The sequence below is a fragment of the Mesorhizobium hawassense genome (genome assembly GCF_003289945.1).
Taxonomy (GTDB): Bacteria; Pseudomonadota; Alphaproteobacteria; order Rhizobiales; family Rhizobiaceae; genus Mesorhizobium; species Mesorhizobium hawassense.
The window spans coordinates 1-22,008 of sequence record NZ_QMBP01000012.1 but is presented as its reverse complement, the minus strand read 5'-3'; the positions used below and the strand labels follow the sequence as shown (position 1 = coordinate 22,008).

The 22,008-nt window shown below is 62.5% G+C and carries 25 protein-coding genes and 3 tRNA genes; 19 read left to right on the top strand and 9 right to left on the bottom strand.

Annotated features, from left to right (window positions below):
* Positions 1 to 173: 173 nt before the first annotated feature.
* Positions 174 to 2,630, top strand: a complete 2,457-nt coding sequence (locus DPM33_RS22740; RefSeq protein WP_112099654.1) for a penicillin-binding protein 1A — start codon at positions 174 to 176, stop codon at positions 2,628 to 2,630.
* A 36-nt stretch (positions 2,631 to 2,666) separates the two neighbouring features.
* Here DPM33_RS22740 and DPM33_RS36360 read toward each other — a convergent pair whose 3' ends face one another.
* Positions 2,667 to 2,900 carry a hypothetical protein gene (locus DPM33_RS36360; RefSeq protein ID WP_167449181.1) on the bottom strand — a complete coding sequence of 78 codons (234 nt, stop codon included), beginning with the start codon at positions 2,898 to 2,900 and terminating at the stop codon, positions 2,667 to 2,669.
* On the opposite strand from DPM33_RS36360, the gene prfB reads away from it, so the two are divergent.
* The 7 genes from prfB (at position 2,835) to DPM33_RS22710 (ending at position 7,475) form a co-directional block, all read left to right on the top strand.
* Positions 2,835 to 3,966, top strand: a protein-coding gene (prfB, locus tag DPM33_RS22735) for a peptide chain release factor 2 (RefSeq protein ID WP_112099837.1) whose coding sequence is annotated in 2 segments (ribosomal slippage) — positions 2,835 to 2,900 and positions 2,902 to 3,966 — 1,131 coding nt in all. Because the reading frame shifts where the segments join, the coding sequence is not laid out codon by codon here. The two genes, DPM33_RS36360 and prfB, sit on opposite strands and share 66 nt — an antisense overlap.
* Positions 3,967 to 4,131: 165 nt before the next feature.
* A complete protein-coding gene (locus tag DPM33_RS22730) occupies positions 4,132 to 4,536 on the top strand; it encodes a GFA family protein (protein WP_112099653.1) in 405 nt (134 codons plus the stop codon).
* A gap of 105 nt (positions 4,537 to 4,641) precedes the next feature.
* A complete protein-coding gene (locus DPM33_RS37075) occupies positions 4,642 to 5,010 on the top strand; it encodes a hypothetical protein (protein WP_245442344.1) in 369 nt (122 codons plus the stop codon).
* On the top strand, positions 4,892 to 5,206 hold the full coding sequence (locus DPM33_RS22725) for a hypothetical protein (protein ID WP_245442340.1): 315 nt from the start codon (positions 4,892 to 4,894) through the stop codon (positions 5,204 to 5,206). Before DPM33_RS37075 ends, DPM33_RS22725 begins: the two co-directional genes overlap by 119 nt.
* A gap of 255 nt (positions 5,207 to 5,461) precedes the next feature.
* Positions 5,462 to 5,830: a GFA family protein gene (locus DPM33_RS22720; RefSeq protein WP_112099835.1), complete on the top strand. Its 369-nt coding sequence runs from the start codon at positions 5,462 to 5,464 to the stop codon at positions 5,828 to 5,830.
* 138 nt (positions 5,831 to 5,968) lie between these two features.
* Positions 5,969 to 6,619, top strand: a complete 651-nt coding sequence (locus tag DPM33_RS22715; protein WP_112099652.1) for a YiaD family glycine zipper/OmpA-like lipoprotein — start codon at positions 5,969 to 5,971, stop codon at positions 6,617 to 6,619.
* A gap of 247 nt (positions 6,620 to 6,866) precedes the next feature.
* Complete coding sequence (locus DPM33_RS22710; protein WP_112099651.1) at positions 6,867 to 7,475, top strand: hypothetical protein; 609 nt, start codon at positions 6,867 to 6,869, stop codon at positions 7,473 to 7,475.
* A gap of 77 nt (positions 7,476 to 7,552) precedes the next feature.
* On the opposite strand, the gene DPM33_RS22705 is transcribed toward DPM33_RS22710, so the two are convergent.
* The 3 genes from DPM33_RS22705 to DPM33_RS22690 all read right to left on the bottom strand — a co-directional run bounded on the left by DPM33_RS22705 (position 7,553) and on the right by DPM33_RS22690 (position 10,790).
* The gene (locus tag DPM33_RS22705; RefSeq protein WP_167449182.1) at positions 7,553 to 9,091 is read right to left on the bottom strand and encodes a DEAD/DEAH box helicase; all 1,539 of its coding nucleotides are present in this window, start codon (positions 9,089 to 9,091) and stop codon (positions 7,553 to 7,555) included.
* Positions 9,092 to 9,385: 294 nt separating this feature from the next.
* A complete protein-coding gene (locus DPM33_RS22700) occupies positions 9,386 to 10,159 on the bottom strand; it encodes an NAD kinase (RefSeq protein ID WP_112099649.1) in 774 nt (257 codons plus the stop codon).
* A gap of 555 nt (positions 10,160 to 10,714) precedes the next feature.
* Positions 10,715 to 10,790, bottom strand: a tRNA-Thr gene (locus tag DPM33_RS22690).
* Between the two features lie 150 nt (positions 10,791 to 10,940).
* Here DPM33_RS22690 and DPM33_RS22685 point away from each other — a divergent pair.
* The 3 genes from DPM33_RS22685 (at position 10,941) to DPM33_RS22675 (ending at position 11,996) form a co-directional block, all read left to right on the top strand.
* Positions 10,941 to 11,108 (top strand): hypothetical protein, encoded by a 168-nt coding sequence (locus tag DPM33_RS22685; protein ID WP_095767587.1) that lies wholly within the window; start codon positions 10,941 to 10,943, stop codon positions 11,106 to 11,108.
* A 171-nt stretch (positions 11,109 to 11,279) separates the two neighbouring features.
* Entirely contained in the window at positions 11,280 to 11,480 is a 201-nt protein-coding gene (locus DPM33_RS22680; RefSeq protein ID WP_112099647.1) for a hypothetical protein, read from the top strand.
* A gap of 150 nt (positions 11,481 to 11,630) precedes the next feature.
* Complete coding sequence (locus tag DPM33_RS22675; RefSeq protein WP_245442321.1) at positions 11,631 to 11,996, top strand: BA14K family protein; 366 nt, start codon at positions 11,631 to 11,633, stop codon at positions 11,994 to 11,996.
* A 110-nt stretch (positions 11,997 to 12,106) separates the two neighbouring features.
* Here DPM33_RS22675 and DPM33_RS22670 read toward each other — a convergent pair whose 3' ends face one another.
* Positions 12,107 to 12,526: a hypothetical protein gene (locus tag DPM33_RS22670; protein WP_112099646.1), complete on the bottom strand. Its 420-nt coding sequence runs from the start codon at positions 12,524 to 12,526 to the stop codon at positions 12,107 to 12,109.
* Positions 12,527 to 12,648: 122 nt separating this feature from the next.
* Between DPM33_RS22670 and DPM33_RS22665 the strand changes: the two genes are divergently transcribed.
* On the top strand, positions 12,649 to 13,005 hold the full coding sequence (locus DPM33_RS22665; RefSeq protein ID WP_112099645.1) for a hypothetical protein: 357 nt from the start codon (positions 12,649 to 12,651) through the stop codon (positions 13,003 to 13,005).
* 31 nt (positions 13,006 to 13,036) lie between these two features.
* On the opposite strand, the gene bhcR is transcribed toward DPM33_RS22665, so the two are convergent.
* On the bottom strand, positions 13,037 to 13,858 hold the full coding sequence (bhcR, locus tag DPM33_RS22660; protein WP_112099644.1) for an HTH-type transcriptional regulator BhcR: 822 nt from the start codon (positions 13,856 to 13,858) through the stop codon (positions 13,037 to 13,039).
* A gap of 203 nt (positions 13,859 to 14,061) precedes the next feature.
* Between bhcR and gcl the strand changes: the two genes are divergently transcribed.
* From gcl to DPM33_RS22645, 3 genes are all read left to right on the top strand, one after another.
* Positions 14,062 to 15,843 (top strand): glyoxylate carboligase, encoded by a 1,782-nt coding sequence (gene gcl / locus DPM33_RS22655; RefSeq protein WP_112099643.1) that lies wholly within the window; start codon positions 14,062 to 14,064, stop codon positions 15,841 to 15,843.
* A 27-nt stretch (positions 15,844 to 15,870) separates the two neighbouring features.
* A complete protein-coding gene (hyi, locus tag DPM33_RS22650; RefSeq protein WP_112099642.1) occupies positions 15,871 to 16,668 on the top strand; it encodes a hydroxypyruvate isomerase in 798 nt (265 codons plus the stop codon).
* A 107-nt stretch (positions 16,669 to 16,775) separates the two neighbouring features.
* Positions 16,776 to 17,693: a 2-hydroxy-3-oxopropionate reductase gene (locus DPM33_RS22645; RefSeq protein WP_112099641.1), complete on the top strand. Its 918-nt coding sequence runs from the start codon at positions 16,776 to 16,778 to the stop codon at positions 17,691 to 17,693.
* A gap of 425 nt (positions 17,694 to 18,118) precedes the next feature.
* Here DPM33_RS22645 and DPM33_RS22635 read toward each other — a convergent pair whose 3' ends face one another.
* Positions 18,119 to 18,991, bottom strand: a complete 873-nt coding sequence (locus DPM33_RS22635) for a TrmH family RNA methyltransferase (RefSeq protein WP_112099639.1) — start codon at positions 18,989 to 18,991, stop codon at positions 18,119 to 18,121.
* A gap of 198 nt (positions 18,992 to 19,189) precedes the next feature.
* Between DPM33_RS22635 and DPM33_RS22630 the strand changes: the two genes are divergently transcribed.
* Positions 19,190 to 19,274 (top strand) — tRNA-Tyr (locus DPM33_RS22630).
* A gap of 87 nt (positions 19,275 to 19,361) precedes the next feature.
* A tRNA-Gly gene (locus DPM33_RS22625) sits at positions 19,362 to 19,435 on the top strand.
* Between the two features lie 73 nt (positions 19,436 to 19,508).
* On the opposite strand, the gene DPM33_RS22620 is transcribed toward DPM33_RS22625, so the two are convergent.
* On the bottom strand, positions 19,509 to 19,964 hold the full coding sequence (locus tag DPM33_RS22620; protein ID WP_112099638.1) for a YidB family protein: 456 nt from the start codon (positions 19,962 to 19,964) through the stop codon (positions 19,509 to 19,511).
* Positions 19,965 to 20,093: 129 nt separating this feature from the next.
* Between DPM33_RS22620 and DPM33_RS22615 the strand changes: the two genes are divergently transcribed.
* Entirely contained in the window at positions 20,094 to 20,351 is a 258-nt protein-coding gene (locus DPM33_RS22615; protein ID WP_112099637.1) for a GlsB/YeaQ/YmgE family stress response membrane protein, read from the top strand.
* 76 nt (positions 20,352 to 20,427) lie between these two features.
* On the opposite strand, the gene DPM33_RS22610 is transcribed toward DPM33_RS22615, so the two are convergent.
* On the bottom strand, positions 20,428 to 21,306 hold the full coding sequence (locus DPM33_RS22610; protein ID WP_112099636.1) for a DMT family transporter: 879 nt from the start codon (positions 21,304 to 21,306) through the stop codon (positions 20,428 to 20,430).
* A 228-nt stretch (positions 21,307 to 21,534) separates the two neighbouring features.
* On the opposite strand from DPM33_RS22610, the gene DPM33_RS22605 reads away from it, so the two are divergent.
* A partial coding sequence (locus DPM33_RS22605; protein WP_146770308.1) for a GTP-binding protein occupies positions 21,535 to 22,008 on the top strand: 474 nt, incomplete at its 3' end.

Here is a 22,008-nt window from a genome sequence, read left to right as displayed (position 1 = left end):
ACGACAACACCCGGCGTTATTATTGGCAAACCAAGTCCTGAAATCTCGCGCTGCCGTATTTTGTCCACATGGTGGCGACATGGGTCTTTGATTGCGGATTGGGACCGCCCCTGGAAGCTTGCGCGACTGTCGGCTTCGTTTAGGAAAATCCCGAACTTCGGACTGGAGCGGGCATGATTCGTCTCATCGGCTATTTCTTTGGCGTCGGCACGACGCTGGCGTTGCTGGTGGCCGCCGGTATCGCCATCTATATCAGCCACGTGGCGAAGGACCTGCCCGACTATGAGGTGCTGGCCAAATACGAGCCGCCTGTAACCACGCGCATTCACGCCTCGGACGGCTCGCTGATGGCCGAATATGCGCGCGAGCGGCGTCTCTATCTGCCGATCCAGGCCATCCCTGACCGCGTCAAGGCCGCTTTCATGTCGGCCGAGGACAAGAACTTCTACAACCACCCCGGCATCGACATCACCGGCCTCGGCCGCGCCATCATCGTCAACCTGCAGAACCTTGGCTCGGGCCGGCGCCAGGTCGGCGCCTCGACGATCACCCAGCAGGTGGCGAAGAACTTCCTGCTCACCTCCGACCAGACCTATGAGCGCAAGATCAAGGAGATGATCCTGGCCTTCCGCATCGAGCAGGCTTATTCGAAGGACCGCATCCTCGAGCTCTATCTCAACGAAATCTTCTTCGGCTTCGGCGCCTATGGCGTGGCGGGCGCCGCGCTCACTTATTTCGACAAGTCGGTCAACGAGCTGACCGTCGCGGAAGCCGCCTATCTCGCCTCGCTGCCGAAGGGCCCGAACAATTATCATCCCTTCAAGCATGCCGACCGCGCGATCGAGCGCCGCAACTGGGTCATCGACCAGATGGTCGAGAACGGCTACGTCACCCGCGAGGAAGGCGCCAAGGCCAAGGCCGAACCGCTCGGCGTGACGCCGCGCCGCAACGGCTCCTATTTGTTCGCCGGCGAGTATTTCACCGAGGAAGTCCGCCGTCAGATCATCGCCCGCTACGGCGAGAACGCGCTTTACGAGGGCGGCCTGTCGGTGCGCACGACGCTCGATCCGAACGTCCAGCTCATCGCGCGCAAGTCGCTGCAGAACGGCCTGCTCAAATACGACATGCTTCGCGGCTATCGCGGTCCGGTCACGCATATCGACGTTTCCGGCGACTGGGGCGTGCCGCTCGGCAATGTGAAGGGCCTCGAGGACGTTCCGGAATGGACGCTTGCCGTCGTGCTCGACAGTTCGGCCACCGGTCTGACCATCGGCATCCAGCCGACTCGGCAGATTTCCGGCGAACTCGTCAAGGATCGCGTCCAGGGCACCGTCAGCAAGGACGATATGGGCTTCGCCATGCGCCACTTCGTCAACGGCAAGTCCGTCAGGGCGAAATCTCCCGCCGAGGTGCTGGAGCCTGGCGACGTGGTCTTCGTGCAGAAGAATGAAGGCTCCGACGACACCTACATGCTGCGCCAGGTGCCGGAGGTCGAGGGCGGCCTTGTCGCCATGGATCCGCATACCGGCCGCGTGCTCGCCATGGTCGGCGGCTTCTCCTACGCGCAGTCTGAGTTCAACCGCGCCACCCAGGCGATGCGTCAGCCCGGCTCCTCGTTCAAGCCGATCGTCTATTCGGCGGCGCTCGACAATGGCTACACGCCTGCCTCCGTCATCATGGACGGTCCGATCACCATCCAGAGCGGCAACACCACCTGGACGCCGAAGAACTATGACGGCACGGTCGCGGGCCCAGCCACCTTGCGCTCCGGCATCGAAAAGTCGCGCAACCTGATGACGGTGCGGCTCGCCAACGACATGGGCATGAAGCTGGTCGTGGAATATGCCGAACGCTTCGGCGTCTACGACCATCTGGCGCCTTATCTGCCGATGGCGCTAGGCTCCGGCGAGACGACCGTGATGCGCATGGTGTCGGCCTATTCGATCATGGCCAATGGCGGCAAATCGATCAAACCCTCGCTGATCGACCGCATCCAGGATCGCTACGGCAAGACGGTGTTCAAGCAGGACGAGCGCGGTTGCGAAGGCTGCAACGCCACGGAATGGAAGAACCAGCCCGAGCCGGAGCTGGTCGACAATTCCGAGCAGGTGCTCGACCCGATGACGGCCTACCAGATCACCTCGATGATGGAGGGCGTCGTCCAGCGCGGCACCGGCGCCACCATCGGCGAGCTCGGCCGTCACATCGCCGGCAAGACCGGCACGACCAATGACGAGAAGGACGCCTGGTTCATCGGCTTCACCCCGAACCTCGTCGTCGGCCTCTATATGGGCTTCGACACGCCGAAAGGCCTTGGCAAGGGCGCGACCGGCGGCGGCCTGGCGGCGCCAATCTTCAAGGATTTCATGCGCGTGGCGCTCGACGGCAAGCCGAACACCGACTTCCAGGTTCCGGACGGGATGAAGCTGATCGCCATCAACCGCAAGACCGGCATGCGCGCCGCCGAGGGCGATCCGAACACCATTATCGAGGCCTTCAAGCCCGGCACCGGCCCGGCCGACAGCTATTGGGTGATCGGCATGGGCGCCGACGGCTCCAACGGCGCCGGCGGGCCGTTATCGCCACAGGCCAACCAGGCCATCCAGAGCGGCGGCGGCGGCCTCTACTGATGTCCTGCATTCCCGAAATGGGCCGGCGACTTATTCCTAGACCGTGACCTTTTCCGAACCGTAGGTCAGCGTAGCAAAAACCGGTTTCCACATTTTCGGGGTCACGGTTGAGCCGGCCCATTTCGCTTTACAGGCGGCGATGCCGTGCCTATGTATCGCGCCTATCCCGCAAAGACCGAAAAGAACAGGACCGAACGAAAAGCCATGCGCGCGGAAACGCTCAACATTGTCGACGAGATCAGGCAGGCGATAACCCTGCTGAGGAGGCATCTTTGACTGGGATCAGGCTGTAAAGCGGCTTGAGTACCTGAATTCGCGCGCCGAGGATTCCAGCCTCTGGAACGATCCGATCGAAGCGCAGAAACTGATGCGCGAGCGCCAGGAGCTCGAGGACGGCATCGCCGCCGTCAAGGGAATGACCCAGGCGCTGGAAGACAATATCGGCCTGATCGAGCTCGGCGAGGAAGAGGGTGACGACAGCATTGTCGCGGAAGCCGAGGCGGCGCTGCGTTCGATGCAGGGCGAGGCCAAGGCCCGCCAGGTCGAGACGCTGCTTTCCGGCGAAGCTGATTCCAACGATACCTACCTCGAAATCCATGCCGGCGCCGGCGGCACCGAGAGCCAGGACTGGGCCTCGATGCTTCTGCGCATGTACACGCGCTGGGCCGAGCGCCGCCGCTTCAAGGTCGAGGTGCTGGAAGTCCATGACGGCGAAGAGGCGGGCATCAAGTCTGCTACCGTGCTGATCAAGGGCCACAACGCTTATGGCTGGTTGAAGACCGAATCCGGCGTTCACCGCCTGGTGCGCATCTCACCCTACGATAGTAACGCGCGGCGCCACACCTCTTTCGCCAGCGTCTGGGTCTATCCGGTCGTCGACGACTCAATCGAGATCAATGTCTCCGAATCCGACGTGCGCATCGACACCTATCGTTCCTCCGGTTCGGGCGGGCAGCACGTCAACACCACCGATTCGGCTGTACGCATCACCCATATCGCAACAGGCATCGCAGTCGCCTGCCAGGCCGAGCGCTCGCAGCACAAGAACAAGGCCAAGGCCTGGGAGATGCTGCGCTCGCGGCTCTACGAGGAAGAGCTGAAGAAGCGCGAGGCGGTTGCCAATGCGACCGAGGCATCAAAGAGCGACATAGGCTGGGGCCACCAGATACGTTCCTACGTGCTGCAGCCCTATCAGCTTGTGAAGGACTTGCGCACCGGCGTCGAAAGCACCTCGCCGTCGAGCGTGCTCGATGGCGACCTCGACGAGTTCATGGAAGCCTCGCTCTCGCACCGCATCGAGGGCGGCGCAGGCGAAGCGGTGGCGGACCTCGACTAGGATATGCCCATATTCAGGTAAGGCCGGCCTGCGAATGACAGTTTCCTGCGCTTCCGGTGCTCACGTACGAAAAGTACGCTCCGCTCCGGTTCTCGGAAACCGCCATTCTCGGCTCAGCCTGACCTGAATCTGAGCACATCCTGCCGTTGCACAAGGGAAGAGCTGGTGACGCGCAAACTTACCGGACAATGCTTTTGTCGTGCCGTGAGTTACGAGGTGGCCGACGAGTTCGTCTATGCCGCGAACTGCCACTGCTCCAATTGCCGGCGCACCACGGGCTCGGCCTTCAAGCCCTTCGCCGGCATTGAGAGCGATAAGTTTCGCCTGACCGACGGCGGCGACCGGCTGCTGATCTACGGTGATGAAACCGGCCACGACGCGCATTGCGGGCAATGCGGTTCGCTTCTTTATTCGCTGGTTCGGGAGGGAGCTTACGTTCATGTCCCGATGGGAACGCTCGTCGACGAACCGGGCATTCGTCCAAGCGCCCACATCTTTGTCGGCTCCAAGGCGAAGTGGTTCACAATCTCCGACGACCTGCCGCAGTATGATGAGCATGTTCCCGGCTGAACGTCTGGAACCAGCTTGAGCCGAATCTCGTTGTCCGGCACCAGCCCGCGCGGCTAACCGCTCGTTAACCAAGCCGGCGCACGATTCTGGATGGCAGAGACTGGCGTGAAGCGCGGTATTGCCGTTGCAATCGGTTGCTTGCGCCAGCCGAGGAATCAGCCCAGCTTCATGCTGGGGTTAAAAGCATTTATGGCCGGATGCGGCATATCTGCGACCGACGATCCGGCCACTGGGAAGATACGTTCCGGGAACGGGCAAGCGAAAACGCTTGATGCTCGAAAGGAACGCTTCGATGTCTGCTGCCAAATCAAGATCGGCCCAAGCCGCTCGACCGGCTGGCCGACTTTTGTTTTCCCTGTTCGCGACGGGGGCGATTGCGGCGCTGACCGCGCCTGCCTTCGCTCACGACGCCAAACCAACGGCGGTGTTGCCGCAGGGTTGGAGCTATCCATTTGCCTGCTGCGCCAATTATGACTGCAAGGAGGTGCCGCAATCTTCGATCAGCGAGCGGCCCGAAGGCTACGTCATAAAAGGTACGGGCGAGGTGGTCGCCTATGCCGACAAGCGGGTCAAGAACTCGCCCGATGGGGAGTACCACTGGTGCGCCCATCAGGCAGGGCTCGACGCGGGCAAGACCATCTGCCTGTTCGTGCCGCCGCCTTCCTACTAGAGCAATTCCAGGAAAAGCGTGTAACGGTTTTCCGTCCGGAATTGGGTAAAAACAAAGAGATAGAGCGGTTCGGCGTTTCCATGAAACGCTGAAATGCTCTAAACTTCGCGACCCAAACACGAAGCGCGAGGGTCTTCGAGCACGGCAGGACAGCTGCCGAAGCTGCTGACAGACAGTTGTCAGGATCGCTTCTTTATGTTGCCCTGCCGCCAGGGGAATTCCGGCATGGCGGCGGAGAACGGAGAGGTGATTTTGATGACGATCAAGGGAAGCTGCCACTGCAAGGCCACAACCTTCGAGGTTGCCGAGGCACCCCAGACGGTGACGCAATGCACATGCTCCTTCTGCTCGAAGCGCGGGTCGCTATGGGCCTACTATGTGCCATCGCAATTCAAGCTCACCAGCCCGCCGCAAAATGTCTCCTTCTATCGCTGGGGCTCGAAGACCGTAAAGCACGGTTTCTGCGCCACCTGTGGCTGCGGCACCTTCACCGAAACGCCCGATTGGTCGACTGGGAAGCCGGATTTCGACAACCCGAAGATCAGCGTCAATTCGCGCCTGTTCGACGATTTCGATCTGGACACGGTCGAGGTGGTCGTCATCGACGGCAAGAATTTGTGGTAGCGGCAAAACGGGGCTGATCCGCGAAACTTCGCCGGCGGCACTCCCGTTCCGTTTTTCGCCGCATTTCATGCTACAAGGCTGCGGAAGGGCTGATTTGGCGCGGCCGCCAAGGCCGCGAGTTCGAGAGGGACCAAACTCATGAAGAAGACTGTGCTCGTCGCCGTGGCGACGGCTTTGCTGGTGAGCGCCTGCACCACCACCGATCCGTATACCGGCGACCAGAAGATCTCCAACACGGCGGCCGGAGCCGGCCTCGGCGCGCTGGCCGGCGCGAGTCTCGGCCTGCTCGCCGGCGGCAATGACCGTCGCAACGCCCTGATCGGCGCCGGCATCGGCGCGCTCGCCGGTGGCGCGATCGGCGCGACGATGGACCAGAACGAAGCCGAGCTTCGCCGCCAGTTGCAGGGCACCGGCGTCAGCGTCACCCGCAGCGGCGACCAGATCATCCTCAACATGCCGTCCGACATCACTTTCAACGTGGACCAGGACGCGGTGAAGCCGGGCTTCTATCCGGTGCTGAACTCGGTCGCGCTGGTGCTCAAGAAGTTCCGCCAGACCACGGTGGACGTCTTCGGCCACACCGATTCGACCGGCGGCGACCAGCACAATTTCGATCTGTCGCAGCGCCGCGCGCTCGCTGTCGCCAACTACCTCTCCGGCCAGGGCGTCGATCAGCGCCGCTTCGCCGTCACCGGCTTCGGCAAGACGCGCCCGATCGCATCCAACGCGACGGCCGCTGGTCGCGAGCAGAACCGGCGCGTCGAAATCCAGTTGTCGCCGCTCACCTGAGACGCCGCCCGAAGAGGGCAACTCCATCAAACAAACGGCCCTGTACGGGGCCGTTTTTTGTTTGACGCTCCAAAGATGGGTCGAAGGTCTTAGGCCATTAGCTTGTTCTAATTGATACTTCTCCGGAACCAGGGAAAGGACTACCATCCTGCTGTTCCAGAGGGGACGGGGTGGTCAAACGGCCGCGCAATCTGCATCTGCTGCCCCGGTCTTGCACGGCTAGATTAAGGGAATCTGGGAGGAATGCATGACAAGAACAGCTCGTCTCGGGCGCTGCGGCGTCCTCGTTTTGGCAGGCCTTGTGGGCACATGGCTCGGCTCCGCCGTTGCTCAGGCCGAGGATGCCAACAAGGCCGACATCGAAGCCTTGAAGAAATCGCTCGCCAAATATGAAGATTACACGGCCGCCGTCCGCGACCTCTATTTGTCGACCGTCGGCTGCGTCCACTACAGCGGAGAAAAGATAGACGGCGCGATGTACTACCCGAAGGGCGCCATGGGCATCCATTTCGTCAACGTCCCGAGTATCGGCAAGCCGCTCGACCCGATGAAGCCCAACGTCTTGATCTACGAGCCCACCAAGAAAGGCCTGAAACTGGTCGGCGTGGAATGGCTGGTGCCGCTGACGCCGGACGTGAAGGAAGCTCCGAAGCTGTTCGGCCAGAAATTCATGGGGCCGATGGAAGGACACTACCCGCTCATCCCGAGGGAGTTCGTCCACTACGACCTGCATGCCTGGCTGTTCAGGGACAATCCGAACGGCATGTTCACCCCGACGAACCCCAAGGTGACATGCAGCAAGGCCGACTTCCCGATGCTGGAGAAGCCGACCAAGATGATGCCTGGGCCGATGTAGGGCAGGACGAGCAAATGTTGCAAAGAGAAACGGCCCCGTTCGGGGCCGTTTCGATTCTACTCATTCTGGTGTGAAGTTCAGACCTTCGCGACGATCCGCATGAACGCCGGCACGTCGTCGCCGAAGCCGACGGTCGCGTCGTCGTCTTCGCGATGGCGACCAGGGCGGTCGCGCTGCGGACGGGCGTCGCCGCGCTGTTCATGGCGGTTGCCCGAGCTCTTGCGCTCGTTCTCGGAGCGGATCGCGTCCTTGCGGGCGCGGCGCTCGGCGATATCGGCCACTTCGGCGACAGGCTGCTCTTCACGCGGGACCTCGGGCGTCTCGTCGCGCTTGGCGTGACGGTCCTTCTTGCGCTCGCCGCGGTCCTTGCGGTCTTCGTCCTTGCGGCCGGCGCGACGCGGCGCACCGCGACCACGGCGGGGCGACTCCTCGCCTTCGCTTTCGGTCACGGTCGACAGGTCGCCGTCATGCCACTCGATCTTGGTGCCGATCAGCCTCTCGATGGCGTCGACATATTTGGTGTCGGAACGCGTGGCGATGGTGAAGGACTTCCCGGCGCGTCCGGCGCGGCCGGTGCGGCCGATGCGGTGGACATAGTCCTCGGCATGGATCGGCACGTCGTAGTTGAAGACGTGGCTGACATCGGGAATGTCGAGGCCGCGCGCCGCGACGTCCGAGGCAACGAGATAGCGCAGTTTGCCGTCGCGGAAATTCGCTAGCATCTGCATACGCGCGCGCTGGTCCATGTCGCCATGCAGGGCGCCCGCGTCGAAATCATGCTTGAGCAGCGAGCGGAACAGCTCCGACACCTCGACCTTGCGGTTGCAGAAGATGATGGCGTTCTTCAGGTCGGCGTCTTCGGCCTTGATCAGGTTGCGCAGCGTCTCGCGCTTGTCCCAGGGCTTGTTGCCGGACTTGACCAGGCGCTGCGTGATGCTGGTCGCGGTGGAGGCAGCCTTGGAGACCTCGACGCGCACCGGCGCGTGCAGGAATTTCTCGGTGAGCTTGGTGATCTCCGGCGGCATCGTCGCCGAGAAGAACAGCGTCTGGCGCGTGAACGGGATCATCTCGCAGATGCGCTCGATATCGGGGATGAAGCCCATGTCGAGCATGCGGTCGGCCTCGTCGATGACGAGGATCTCGACACCGTTGAGCAGCAGCTTGCCGCGCTCGCGGTGGTCGAGCAGACGACCGGGCGTCGCGATCAGCACGTCGGCGCCGCGTTCGAGCTTCTTGTCCTGCTCGTCGAAGGAGACGCCGCCGATCAGGAGCGCGATGTTGAGCTTGTGGTTCTTGCCGTATTTGATGAAGTTTTCCTCAACCTGCGCGGCAAGCTCGCGGGTCGGCTCGAGGATCAGCGTGCGCGGCATGCGAGCGCGGGCGCGGCCCTTTTCCAGGCGCGTCAGCATCGGCAACACGAAGGAAGCGGTCTTGCCGGTGCCGGTCTGGGCGATGCCCAGTACATCCTTGCCGAGCAGCGCGTGCGGGATGGCGCCGGCCTGGATCGGAGTCGGCTTGGTGTAGCCGGCATCGCTGACTGCGGAGAGGACCTTCGGCGAAAGGCCAAGGTCCGAGAATGTCAACGCTTCTTGAGCGGTCTGAGTGTCTGAGGACAAGTGGTGGCTGTCTTTTGGCTGGTTCGGAAAAAATCGCAACACGAGTTGCGGCAGGCGCCGCGCGCCTGCAAGATCGCGGTTGCAGTTAGGCGCAAGTCCGCGATTTGTCAACAGAAACGGGCGCAAATACGGCGATTGTGAAGACGTACCCTTAATCGCGATGCTTAAAGCGCGTCGCGCCGAAACGGAATCAGGCTACGCGCTTCGGTCTTTGCTTGATGCATGTCGCTTTCCCAAAGCCGCCGCGCCCTTTTGGGCGACATGCATTGATCGAAACAGTATCGCTGCGCCGGCTCAATAGCGGAATTGCTCGGCAAGGATACGTTCGTTCCATGAATGGTTCGGATCGAACAGCAAAGTGGCCGTCGCAGTCGGCGATTCCCGCACGGTGACGGAGGCCACCGCCTTGACCTCGGTGTGGTCGGCGGCGGCGTTCACAGGGCGCTTTTCGCCCTCCAGGATATCGAAGCGCACGGTTGCCTTGTTGGAGAGCAGCGCCCCGCGCCAGCGGCGTGGCCGGAAGGGGCTAACCGGCGTCAGCGCCAGCAGGGGCGCATCGAGCGGCAGGATCGGCCCGTGCGCCGACAGGTTATAGGCGGTGGAACCGGCGGGCGTCGCGATCATCACGCCGTCGCAATTCAGCTCCTCCAGCCGCACCTGCCCGTCTACGGTGATACGGATCTTCGCCGTCTGGTAGGACTGGCGCCACAGCGCGACCTCGTTGATGGCCGGCGCCGAAATCGTTTCGCCGTCATGGGTCACCGCGACCATTTCCAGCGGGCGGATCGTCTCGGCGACCGCGGCGGCGATGCGCTCCTCGAGGCCACCGGCGCGATATTCGTTCATCAGGAAGCCGATGGTGCCACGGTTCATGCCGTAGACCTTCTTACCCGTGCTCATCGTGTCGCGCAGCGTCTGCAGCAGAAAACCGTCGCCGCCGAGCGCAATGATGATCTCGGCCTCCGCGACAGGCACCTGGCCATAGCGCGCCGACAGGCTTTCCAGCGCGGCGCGGGCGTCGTCGGTATCGGAAGAGACGAAGGCGAAACGGCTGGCGGCTTTGCTCATGGCTCCCGGAGGGCGACCATTTGCCGGGCCGCGCCGGCGACGGCGTAGCATGCGGCGCCCGTCTCTGTGAAGGGCGCTATGCTGCGCTGGCCGGTGGGGTCGGCGACACGCAATCGCGCTTCGTGACAGAGGCGCAACGAATGTGATGGCTGTAATGGTTAAGACGAAGCTTAAACACTCGTAAAGCCGGATCGATCATGTTAGCCGACAGTGGATGGGTTGGCGGGGGCTGACCAGTCGAGAGACCTGTCTATTGCCAGTAACGCGTCTGATCATAGTCTTCCTGATGATGGGAAGTTTCGCGCTGATGTTCGCTGAATTGGTGCGTCATTCCGAAGAGATGAGCCAGCGCCCGCAGCCTACCGCTTCCCGCTGTGGTGACGCCACCGGAACGCCCTGTCCGCAAAGAGCGCTGTAGGCTTCGCCTTTTCCGATCGCTCAGCCGCCCTGCAGGTGACATCCCTGCTTGCGCTTGCCCTTGACATATTAGTCGATGAGTTGCCGGTAGCGCACTTTGCCGAAGCTCGAAAAGTCCGAAGCTCGAAGAGCGAAGGATGGTGCCCCCGGCAGGGATCGAACCCGCGACCTTCGGTTTACAAAACCGCTGCTCTACCAGCTGAGCTACAAGGGCATGGCGCTCCGGTAGCATATTCCGTGCGCCAGTAAAGACAAAACTCCGTTTCGGCTTGCTAACGGACCTGACGCCAGGTTGGCATGCTGAAATCCGACGCGTGGCTTCCTACATCTTTGTTAGGTGCAATCGCATCGAACGGGGTGCCGCATGATCAGGTTCGTCATCATCCTGCCGCTCATCGTCGTGACCTGGCTTCTGCTGGTTAAGGTCGTCAGCGACCTGAAGAAGGCCAACATCGACTGGACCGGCGTCGCCACCTTCGTCGGCTTCATCGTGCTCGCCTTCTGGCTGAGGCATGTGACGGGGATGGGGTGAAGTGAGTGAGCAGTCAGTAGGCAGTAGTGAGTAGGGGGACTCCGCCAACGCCGGCTACCGACTACTCACTAACCACTACTCACTCAAAACCTTCGAACCTTTTGCCGCTTCGCCACGACTGATCTCCCGAGAGGCGAATGGTCGCCTCGATCAAGGATCCAGGAGATCATCATGTTGAAGCGCACTCTTACCTCGGGCCTCGTCGCCGTTTTCGTTGCCACCGGCGCGCTCGCCGCCACGGTCGAGACGTCGTCGGCGCATGGCAACCATCATCACCACCATCACCATCGCCACGACATGCCTTGGTGGTGGTGGCACTACAATCACCATCATCACCATCACCACCACGGCAAGGTGATCATCTTCCTTTGAACGAGAAGACCATTGTCTTCGAAGGGCGGCCTCGGGCCGCCCTTTTTGCATTCTGGCGCGCGAGTTGGCCGACGACCGGCAGTCTGGCGAAAGCAGGCGGCGGAAAAATCTCAAAAAATCTTCGAACCTTTTTCCACGCCGCGACGACCCATGATCAAGAGGCGGATGGTTCGCCTCTCCAACGAAACCAAGGAGATCGTCATGTTCAAGCGCACCATCGTTTCCGGCCTCATCGCCACCACCGTCGCCGCCGGCTCGCTCGTCGGCACCGTCCAGCCCTCGGCTGCTCACAACCATCACAACCGCGAACTCGGCATCGGCATTGCTGCCGGCGTTGGCGGCTTCGTCCTCGGCAGCCTTCTCTCCCAGCAGCAGCCGCGCCCGGTCTATGTCGAGGAAGACGGCTACGAAGGTTCCTGGCACGTTCGCCGCTGCATGGCCCGCTACGGCAGCTATGACCCGGGTTCCAACACCTACATCGGCTACGACGGCTACCCGCACTATTGCCATCTGTAAGAGAAAGGCGGACCAGGAAAGAGGGGCTGCGCGCAGCCCCTCTTCTTGCGTTTGAACGTTAGATATCCGCCGATAGGCTTGAAACCTGCGATCTTCTGCTTTCGCCTGGTCTAAGGCTTCGAAGTGGGCTCGGGCACTGCCAATCCTGCCATGCGGCAGGCGCTGCCGATGGAGATGTCGTCTATCGCCACCAGCTCGAAACTGTTTCCGTCATCCGGATAGATCTTGCCGATGAAAGCTTCGTTGCCGCCCGGAGAGCCCTTGTCGTCGACATAGCCGCACACCACGATCTCGTGGCGGCCGCTCATTGTGCGCTCTCCGGCGAGCATCGTTCCGAACTTCGCGGCGATCGGGTTCTTCAAATGCTGGCGGACGCCGGCGGTGATGATTTCCTCCATGGCCAGCGAGATCGGCATCGGATCGACGCGTTGGTTGGAGCTGGCGTTGCCGCCGGGCCCGAGCGGCGGTGGCGCCGCCGCCACGCATCCGCACAACGAAGCGACCGATAGAAGCTGAATTGTTTTCCGCATGCGCGCCCTTTCGCACGCATTCGAAGGCGCCGGCAAGGCGACCCAAGTCCCTGCACGCGAAGGTGTACAGCGAATTTGCCAGCGTCTAGTCTGGACCCGCCGAGATGGGGGAGGGTGGTGGTTTGGACGAGCAGGACCCAAAGGAAGATGTGGTCGAGACGACCTTTCGCAATGGCACCGTCACCACGGTCGGCATTCTCCTGGCCTTTTCGCTGGGGTTCATCACCCATTGGGCCGCCAATCCGATCCCCTGGCAGACCTATCATCTGATCGCGGTGCTGCCGATCCTGGTCGGCATCGCGCTGCAGATGCGGGCGCTTGCCATGCTGCTCGACATCAAGTCGTTGCAGCGGCGCGTCTTCGAGCGCGCCAACCGCATCTTCATCACCGGGCTCGTCTTCACCGCTTGCGGTGTCGGCGGCGCCATCCTGCTCGATTTCTTCGCGATAGCTACCAGGAGCGCCCTGCCGGGCGGATGATCATGAGAAATCGCGGAACGCTTTCCCTCGATCAGCCCGCTCTGGCGCCGCCGATCATCTTCGTCACCGCGGCCGCGGCGTCGCGCACCAGCGGACCGATCTCGGCCAGCCGCCCGGGCGTGACCCGCACCGTCGGACCGGACACCGAAACGCCGCCGATCGGCTCGCCATACTCGTCGAAGATGGCGGCGGCCACGCAGCGCATGCCGGGATGGCGCTCCTCGTCGTCGACCGACCAGCCGCGATGCTTGATCGTGGCGAGGTCATGGGCGAGCGCCGAGATGTCGGAGAGCGTCTTGTCGGTGTAGCGCTGCAGGCCCGCCTTGCGCAGGATGGCGGCGACCCGCTCCGGCTCGAGATGTGCCAGCACAGCCTTGCCGATGCCGGAAGCATGAAATGGGCTGCGCGTGCCGGGGCGAAAGAAGGCGCGGATCGCTTGATGCGTCTCGACCTGGTTGACGAAAACGACGCAGTCGTCCTCCGCGACGCCGAGATTGGCAGTCTCGCCGGTCTTTTCCATCAATTCCTGCATGACGATGCGGGCGCGGTCGACGAGCTTGCGCCGGCGCAGGAAGGCCGAGCCCATGCGGTAGGTCTCGACGCCAACCGACCACAACTGGTCGGTCGTGTCGAACTCGACCATGCCGTGGTTTTCCAGCGTCGTCAGCATTCTGTAGGCGGTGGAGGCGGCAATGCCGCTTTGCGCCGCGATTTCGCTCAGCGACAGGCCGCTGGCCTCGGCGACGATCGCCAGGATGCGCAGCGCCCGGTCGAGCGACTGCACCGATGCCGCCTCGGAGGGGCCGTTGAAGGCGCGCGGCCGGCCGCGCTGGCGTTTTTCCGTCGTTTCCATAAGCCGCATTCTCGCTGATTTGGCGTTGGATGCAATGAAAAAGTTTTTCAGAGATTGTCGCGATAGATTCTCTGGAAAACGAAAAGTGGAGTGAAATCAGTTAATAACGACCGTCTTCTAGAAATGAAAAAATATTCTGAAAAAATTGAAAAATCAAAAGCGCGCTGTCACTATCAAGCCAACCAATGAAGTGGAGGCTTGTTATGGCCAAGATGCGCGCTGTCGACGCAGCGGTTCTCGTTCTCGAAAAGGAAGGCATCACCAATGCCTTCGGCGTGCCGGGCGCGGCGATCAATCCGCTTTATTCGGCGTTGAAGGCACGCGGCACCATCCGCCACGTGCTTGCCCGCCATGTCGAGGGCGCCTCGCACATGGCCGAAGGCTATACCAGGGCCAAGGCCGGCAATATCGGGCTGTGCATCGGCACCTCCGGTCCGGCCGGCACCGACATGATCACCGGCCTTTATTCGGCGTCGGCGGATTCCATCCCGATCTTGTGCATAACTGGCCAAGCCCCCCGCGCGCGCCTCAACAAGGAGGACTTCCAGGCCGTCGACATCGCTTCGATCGCGGCACCCGTCGCCAAATGGGCGGTCACCGTCATGGAGCCCTATTTGGTGCCGATGGCGCTGCAGAAGGCCTTCCACCTGATGCGCTCCTCGCGGCCGGGCCCGGTGTTGATCGACCTGCCGGTCGACGTGCAGCTTGCCGAGATCGAGTTCGACATCGACGCCTATGAGCCGCTCAGCCCCTTCAAGCCGGCGATGACCCGCGCCCAGGCCGAAAAGGCGCTGGCGATGCTCAACGAGGCCGAAAAGCCGCTGATCGTCGCCGGCGGCGGCATCATCAACGCCGATGCCTCGGACCTTTTGATCGAGTTTGCCGAGATCACCGGCGTGCCGGTCATCCCGACATTGATGGGCTGGGGCGCTATCCCCGACGATCACCGGCTGATGGCCGGCATGTGCGGCCTGCAGACCTCGCACCGCTACGGCAATGCGACGATGCTGGCGTCCGATTTCGTTTTCGGCATCGGCAACCGCTGGGCCAATCGCCACACCGGCTCGGTCGACGTTTACACAAAGGGCAAGAAGTTCATCCATGTGGACATCGAGCCGACGCAGATCGGCCGCGTCTTCGCGCCGGATCTCGGCGTGGTCTCGGATGCGGGCGCAGCGCTGAAGATCCTGCTCGACGTCGCCACCGAATGGCGCACGGCCGGCAAGCTGCGCGACTGGTCGGGCTGGGCGAAGGAGTGCCAGCAGCGCAAGAAGACGATGAAGCGCAAGACGCATTTCGAGCAGGTGCCGCTGAAGCCCCAGCGCGTCTATGAGGAGATGAACAAGGCCTTTGGCCGCGACACCACCTATATCACCACCATCGGCCTGTCGCAGATCGCCGGCGCGCAGTTCCTGCATGTCTACAAGCCGCGCAACTGGATCAATTGCGGCCAGGCAGGCCCGCTCGGCTGGACGCTGCCGGCAGCACTCGGCGTGCGCGCCGCCGATCCGGACCGCGATATCGTGGCGCTGTCCGGCGACTACGATTTCCAGTTCATGATCGAGGAGCTGGCGGTCGGCGCGCAGCACAAGCTGCCCTACATCCACGTCGTCGTGAACAACGCCTATCTCGGCCTGATCCGCCAGGCGCAGCGCGGCTTTTCGATGGATTACGAGGTGAGCCTCGCCTTCGAGAACGTCAACCGTGCGGGTGATCCCGAAGCGGGCTACGGCGTCGATCATGTCGCGGTCGCCGAGGCGATGGGTTGCAAGGCGGTCCGCGTGCGCAAGCCGGCAGAGTTCGCAGGCGCCTTCAAGGAGGCCCAGCTGCTGATGAAGGAACACCAGGTCCCGGTCGTTCTGGAATTCATCCTCGAGCGCGTCACCAACATTTCCATGGGCACGGAAATCGACAAGGTCACCGAATTCGAGGAACTCGCCGAGAGCCATGAAGATGCGCCGACGGCCATCGTCATGCTCGATTAAGGTCCGACGGAGAGAAGGAGAAAAGGAATGCCGCGTTTTTCAGCCAATCTTTCGATGCTCTTCGGCGAGTACGAGTTCCTCGACCGCTTCGATGCCGCCGCCCGCGCCGGTTTCAAGGGTGTCGAATATATCGCTCCCTATGACCATGCGCCGGACGTCGTCTCGGCGCGTCTGAAGAAGAACGGGCTGACACAGGTCCTCTTCAACCTGCCGGCCGGCGACTGGGCGAAAGGCGAGCGCGGCATCGCCGTGCTGCCCGACCGCGTGCCGGAATTCCGGCAGGGCGTCGCCAAGGCGATAACCTACGCCCACGCGCTCGGCTGCGAGCAGATCAACTGTCTTGCCGGCATCGCGCCGCAGGGCGCAGACCGCACTGTTTTGGAGAACGTCTTTGCCGAGAACCTGGCCTTCGCTGCCGAGAAGCTGGAGCAGGCTGGCATCAGGCTGCTGATCGAGCCGATCAACACTCGCGACATTCCGGGCTTCTTCCTGAACTATTCCGACCAGGCCCTGGCGCTGATCGACCGCATCGGCTCGAAGAACATCTTCCTGCAATACGACATCTACCACATGCAGATCATGGAGGGGGATCTTGCCCGTACGATCGAGGCGAACCTCGGCCGCATCGCGCATATCCAGCTTGCGGACAATCCCGGCCGTCACGAGCCGGGGACGGGCGAGATCAACTATCCTTTCCTCTACGACCACATCGACCGGCTGGGCTATTCGGGTTGGATCGGCGCCGAATACAAGCCGAAAGCCGGCACTGAGGCGGGACTGAGCTGGTTTAGCGCGTTCGCCGGGCAGGGGAGTGCGGCCGCTTAAGAGCCTCCCTTCTCCCCGTCACTATACGGGGAGAAGGTGCCGGCAGGCGGATGAGGGGCAGCGCCTGCCTTCGATACATTTGAACAAAGACGTTCAGGGAGCAAACAATGGAAACCATCGGTTTCATCGGCCTCGGCATCATGGGAGCGCCCATGGCAGGGCATCTACTCGACGCCGGTTACAAAGTCGTCGCCAGCGACCACCGCTCGAAGCCACCGGCCGACCTCGCCGCCAAGGGCCTGAAGACCGTGACCGGCAACCACGCCGTAGCCAAGGCCGCCGACATCATCATCACCATGGTGCCGGATACCCCGCAGGTGGCCGACGTGCTGTTCGGCGAGAACGGCGTCGCCGGCGGCCTGTCCAAGGGCAAGCTCGTCATCGACATGAGCTCGATCTCGCCGATCGCGACCAAGGAATTCGCCAAGAAGATCAACGATCTCGGCTGCGATTATCTCGACGCGCCGGTGTCGGGCGGTGAGGTCGGCGCCAAGGCGGCGTCGCTGACCATCATGGTCGGCGGCGAGGACAAGGCCTTCGAGCGTGCCAGGCCGGTGTTCGAGAAGATGGGCAAGAACATCACGCTGGTCGGCCCGAACGGCGTCGGCCAGACCACCAAGGTCGCCAACCAGATCGTCGTTGCATTGACCATCGAGGCCGTCGGCGAAGCGCTGGTGTTTGCCTCGAAGGCGGGCGCCGATCCTGCAAAAGTCAGGCAGGCGCTGATGGGCGGGCTCGCCGCCTCGCGCATTCTCGAAGTGCATGGTGAGCGCATGATCAAGCGCACCTTCGCGCCGGGCTTCCGCATCGAGCTGCACCAGAAGGATCTTAACCTCGCGCTGGAAGGCGCCAAGGCGCTCGGCGTCTCGCTGCCCAACACCTCGACGACTCAGCAACTGTTCAACTCCTGCGCCGCCAATGGCGGCGCCAAGGAAGATCATTCGGCGCTGGTCAGGGCGCTGGAGCGGATGGCGGCGCATGAGGTTGGCGCAGAAGCAACCCAAACCAAGGGCAAGGCGGCTTAGGTTAGGAGAGGGCGGCTCAACGTTCCCACGCCGCCTGCTCTTTTCCTGTCAGTGAACGGGTTCCTGCGTTTCGCCGCGGGAACCCGTTTGGCACGCCCAACCCCGCATATAGTGCTAGTCGGCAAGCGCCTCGATAGATTTGCCTCGTTGCATCGCATAGCTGATAAGATCGGAAAGGCGAACCAGGAAATCTCTGGACCCCTCTGAAACTCCCTCGATCTGCTGAAGCGCCGCCACTTGGGCCGCCAAAGACGGCAGGGACCCGAACGGAACCGTCGCGTCTCCATAGAAATCTCTGAACGGCAAAAAAATTCGAACTCGTTCTCGCTCGCGATTGATATGATTTCATGGTGCGCCTCGGGGCCGATCGATACGCATCGGTCGACATAGCCCTTTGCGTCAAGAACGGTAAAATCCAGCGGCATTCATCGGCCCGATATGCGGTGTGCGAACCAACGCTGCGCCGCGTAAAGGCTAACCGCTGCCGCGTTCGACACGTTGAGCGAGTGGATGGCGCCGGGCATGTCGAGGCGGGCCAGCGCCGTCACCGTCTCGCGGGTTTTCTGCCGCAGGCCTTTGCCCTCGGCGCCCAGTACCAGCGCGATTTTCTCGCCGCCGAAAGTCTTTTCGAGCTCGGCCGGCCCTTCGGAATCGAGTCCGATGGTCTGGAAGCCGGCCTCGTGCAACTGTCCCAGCGCATCGGCGAGGTTCTTCACTTCGATCTGGTCGATATGCTCGAGCGCGCCCGACGCCGACTTCGCCAGCACGCCGGATTCTTGCGGGCTGTGCCGCGCCGTGGTGATCAGCGCGCCGGCGCCGAAGGCCACCGCCGAGCGCAGGATCGCCCCGACATTGTGCGGATCAGTCACCTGGTCGAGCACCAGCACCAGCCTTGTGTCGCCGAGCGCGTCGAGCCGCTTCGGCTTTAGCGGTTCTGCTTCGATCAGCACGCCCTGGTGCACCGCGTCCGAGCCGGTGATCCTGTCGATGTCCTTCGGTTCGACCAGCTCGGCCTTGAAAGGCAGGGCGGCGAGATCGCCGATCGAAAGCCGCTCGGCGGCGTTGCGCGTCACCAGCATCTTTTTGATCCTGCGGCGCGGATTGTCGAGCGCTGCCCGCACCGTGTGCAGGCCGTAAAGCCGCACCAGTCCGTCGCCGGGTGCCTCGCCCGGCGGCACTGGCTGGCGCGGCCGGAACGCCGGTGCGCCGCCCGCCTTCTGGTCGCGATGTGCGCGCCGCAGCTTGGCGTAGTGGGTGTCCTTTGGGGTGCCCGGCTTGTTGCTTTTTTCGTCGTTCATGCGGCCTCTATAGCGGGCCTGTCAGGCTAAGGATATGGCCCGCGGCAATGAATGCCGAACATCTTCGAAAAACCCTGGCCGCGCCGGTTGACACCCACCGGCCTTGCCGCCATAAGGCGCTTCGCTGATTTCGGAGAAGATACTACTCGGGCTCCGGATTGGCGAAAATGCCTCGTTGCATGGCTCCGGCGGCAGACTGGAGAGGTGCCCGAGTGGTTAAAGGGGACGGACTGTAAATCCGTTGGCTTAGCCTACGTTGGTTCGAATCCAACCCTCTCCACCACTGCCGGCCCGGAAGCCCTGAAACGAAAAGTCTCGGACCGAAAGTGCATGGCGCTTTTCGGGTGAATCCGGTACTTCAGTGTAAGGCGCGGGTATAGCTCAGTGGTAGAGCAGCAGCCTTCCAAGCTGAATATGCGGGTTCGATTCCCGCTACCCGCTCCAGATTTCCTCCTCGGATGCCTCAAACAAAACGCCGCGCACCGTGGCGCGCGGCGTGTTCGAATTGCCTTGCGCCTTAGCTGTTGAAGGCCGAAGCGACTTGATGATTCTGCGGGATCTGGCCGTTCGGCGTCAGCTTGTCGACGACGCCGGGCAGCGCGGTGGAGAGTTGCTGCAGCAACTCCTGCTCGTTCATGCCGGTGCGCTGGGCAATCTCGCGGATCACCGCCGGCCCAAGCGCCGAGCCGAGATCGCCTGGGTTGATCTGCTGGTTCTGGCCGGTGCCGACCCAGGAGTCGGCGACGCTGCCGTGGCCGGCATCCTTCAGCTTGTCGAGCAGGCCGCCGAGACCGCCGAGCAGGCCGCCATCGGCTGACGCGCCGGTGTCCGCCGGCGTAGGCGCCGGGGCTTGCGGCGCGGCCGCCTCTTCGCTTTTGCCGGTCAGCATCTTGCCGACCAAAAGCGCGCCGAGCGCGATCATCAGGGGTTTGGTGATGTTGCCGCCCGGAACGGCGTTGTCGAAAAGGCCCATAGTGGATCTCCTTATCCAGCCAAGTCCGCCCGGCCTCAGAATGGCGCAAACGGGCGGAATTTCAAGCTGTCTTGAGCTTTTGACAATCATATGAAAATGATTGGGGCGCGGGGAAATTTGGAGGGAATTATGGGCATCATCAGCTGGATCATTCTCGGCATCGTCGCCGGGTTCATCGGCAGCAAGATCGTCAACAAGACCGGCCAGGGTATGATCATGGATATCGTGCTCGGCATTGTCGGCGCCATCGTCGGCGGCGTGATCTTCAGCGCCTTCGGCGCGTCGGGCGTCACCGGCCTCAATATCTGGAGTCTGATCGTGGCCGTGGTCGGCTCTGTCGTCGTGCTCTGGGCCTATCACCAGTTTTCCGGCAAGCGCACGCTTTAGGGGGCAAGGAAAGCCTCACTCGGCCGGGCCGCCGAAGGCCGACCCGCTCGGGTCGGCGGGCGTCGGATTCGTGTTTTCAGGCGACCATGGCCAGGCGGCGCTTTCTTTCGTCGAGCGAGACGATCGCCAGGCCGCTGGCCATCACCAGCAGGATGCCGCAGACGGCGAGAGCGTTGGGGAACTGCCCGAACACCACCAGCCCCGAAATGACCGCCCAGACGGTGAAGCAGTAATAGAAGGGCGCGACCGCGCTTGTCGGTCCGACCCGGTAGGCCATGAAGATGAAGAAATGGCCGAAGATCAGGAACAGGCCGGCCCCCGCGATCAGCAGCAGATGATGTCCTTCGGGCATCACCCAGTGCTCGGAGGCGAGATGCGCCACGCCTGAGCCGGCCAGCACCACCACGACTGCGGAGATGGCGACGATCATGCCGGGCACCTCGGCGCCCACCTTGCGGCCGGCAAGATCGCGCACCGCCGCAAAGGCCGAATTGCCGAGCGCCAGCAGGGCGTAGACCGAAATACCCTGCATGGTCGGCTGCGCCACCATGAGCGCCCCGACAAAGCCAAGGCCGATCAGCGCCATGCGCGTGGCGCCGATCCTTTCGCCGAACAGCATCGAGGAGCCGACCAGAACGATGAGCGGCGTGATCTGCCCAAGCGCGGTGGAATCCGCGATCTGCATGTTGGCCAAAGCCACGACGTAGCACAGGATCGCCAGCAGCTCGAACAGGTTGCGGCGCAGCACCTTGCGCTCGAAAAGCAACGGGATCTGCCTGGCGTAGCCAAGCATCAAAAGCAGCGGTATGCCCCACAGCGTCGCGGCGGCACCGCGCAGCAGGAGCACTTCATAGGGTGGCAGTCCGGCGGTCGCGAGCTTCATCATCGTGTCGTTGACGAGATAGGACCCCGTCGAGACGATCATGAACAGCGGGCCGCGGATATTGAACTGCATGCGGCGGACAAGATCAGAGCACCGTCGCGTCGGCAATGGGCCAGCCCGCAGCCTTTGATTTCATGTCCGGCGTTCCTATATCCGCGTCATATCCCACCGAAATCGACCATTGGTTCGGGTCGAGCGAGAATCCGCTCAGCCACAAGGCACTTGTGTTTTTCAGCCGTTGTCGCTAATCGCCCCGCATTCGACTGAACTGAAGGTCAAGGCCGTCCAAGGAAAGAGACTATGGCAAAAGGTAAATTCGAGCGCACCAAGCCGCATGTGAACATTGGCACGATCGGCCACGTCGATCATGGCAAGACGTCGCTGACGGCGGCGATCACGAAGTATTTTGGCGAATACAAGCGCTATGACCAGATCGACGCGGCGCCGGAAGAGAAGGCGCGCGGCATCACCATCTCGACGGCGCATGTCGAGTATGAGACGGCCAACCGTCACTATGCCCACGTCGACTGCCCCGGCCACGCCGACTATGTCAAGAACATGATCACCGGCGCTGCCCAGATGGACGGCGCGATCCTGGTCGTGTCGGCCGCCGACGGCCCGATGCCGCAGACCCGCGAGCACATCCTGCTTGCCCGTCAGGTCGGCGTTCCCTCGATCGTGGTGTTCCTGAACAAGGTCGACCAGGTCGACGACGCCGAGCTGCTCGAACTGGTCGAGCTCGAGGTTCGCGAGCTTCTGTCGAAGAACGAGTTC

Bases quoted from the DNA above. Each gene is read 5' to 3' on its own strand.
- DPM33_RS22740 (WP_112099654.1), top strand. From the start codon at position 174: ATGATTCGTCTCATCGGCTATTTCTTTGGCGTCGGCACGACGCTGGCG.
- DPM33_RS36360 (WP_167449181.1), bottom strand. From the start codon at position 2,900: ATGCCTCCTCAGCAGGGTTATCGCCTGCCTGATCTCGTCGACAATGTT.
- DPM33_RS22720 (WP_112099835.1), top strand. From the start codon at position 5,462: ATGACGATCAAGGGAAGCTGCCACTGCAAGGCCACAACCTTCGAGGTT.
- DPM33_RS22715 (WP_112099652.1), top strand. From the start codon at position 5,969: ATGAAGAAGACTGTGCTCGTCGCCGTGGCGACGGCTTTGCTGGTGAGC.
- DPM33_RS22710 (WP_112099651.1), top strand. From the start codon at position 6,867: ATGACAAGAACAGCTCGTCTCGGGCGCTGCGGCGTCCTCGTTTTGGCA.
- DPM33_RS22700 (WP_112099649.1), bottom strand. From the start codon at position 10,159: ATGAGCAAAGCCGCCAGCCGTTTCGCCTTCGTCTCTTCCGATACCGAC.
- DPM33_RS22685 (WP_095767587.1), top strand. From the start codon at position 10,941: ATGATCAGGTTCGTCATCATCCTGCCGCTCATCGTCGTGACCTGGCTT.
- DPM33_RS22680 (WP_112099647.1), top strand. From the start codon at position 11,280: ATGTTGAAGCGCACTCTTACCTCGGGCCTCGTCGCCGTTTTCGTTGCC.
- DPM33_RS22675 (WP_245442321.1), top strand. From the start codon at position 11,631: ATGATCAAGAGGCGGATGGTTCGCCTCTCCAACGAAACCAAGGAGATC.
- DPM33_RS22670 (WP_112099646.1), bottom strand. From the start codon at position 12,526: ATGCGGAAAACAATTCAGCTTCTATCGGTCGCTTCGTTGTGCGGATGC.
- bhcR (WP_112099644.1), bottom strand. From the start codon at position 13,858: ATGGAAACGACGGAAAAACGCCAGCGCGGCCGGCCGCGCGCCTTCAAC.
- gcl (WP_112099643.1), top strand. From the start codon at position 14,062: ATGGCCAAGATGCGCGCTGTCGACGCAGCGGTTCTCGTTCTCGAAAAG.
- hyi (WP_112099642.1), top strand. From the start codon at position 15,871: ATGCCGCGTTTTTCAGCCAATCTTTCGATGCTCTTCGGCGAGTACGAG.
- DPM33_RS22645 (WP_112099641.1), top strand. From the start codon at position 16,776: ATGGAAACCATCGGTTTCATCGGCCTCGGCATCATGGGAGCGCCCATG.
- DPM33_RS22635 (WP_112099639.1), bottom strand. From the start codon at position 18,991: ATGAACGACGAAAAAAGCAACAAGCCGGGCACCCCAAAGGACACCCAC.
- DPM33_RS22620 (WP_112099638.1), bottom strand. From the start codon at position 19,964: ATGGGCCTTTTCGACAACGCCGTTCCGGGCGGCAACATCACCAAACCC.
- DPM33_RS22615 (WP_112099637.1), top strand. From the start codon at position 20,094: ATGGGCATCATCAGCTGGATCATTCTCGGCATCGTCGCCGGGTTCATC.
- DPM33_RS22610 (WP_112099636.1), bottom strand. From the start codon at position 21,306: ATGCAGTTCAATATCCGCGGCCCGCTGTTCATGATCGTCTCGACGGGG.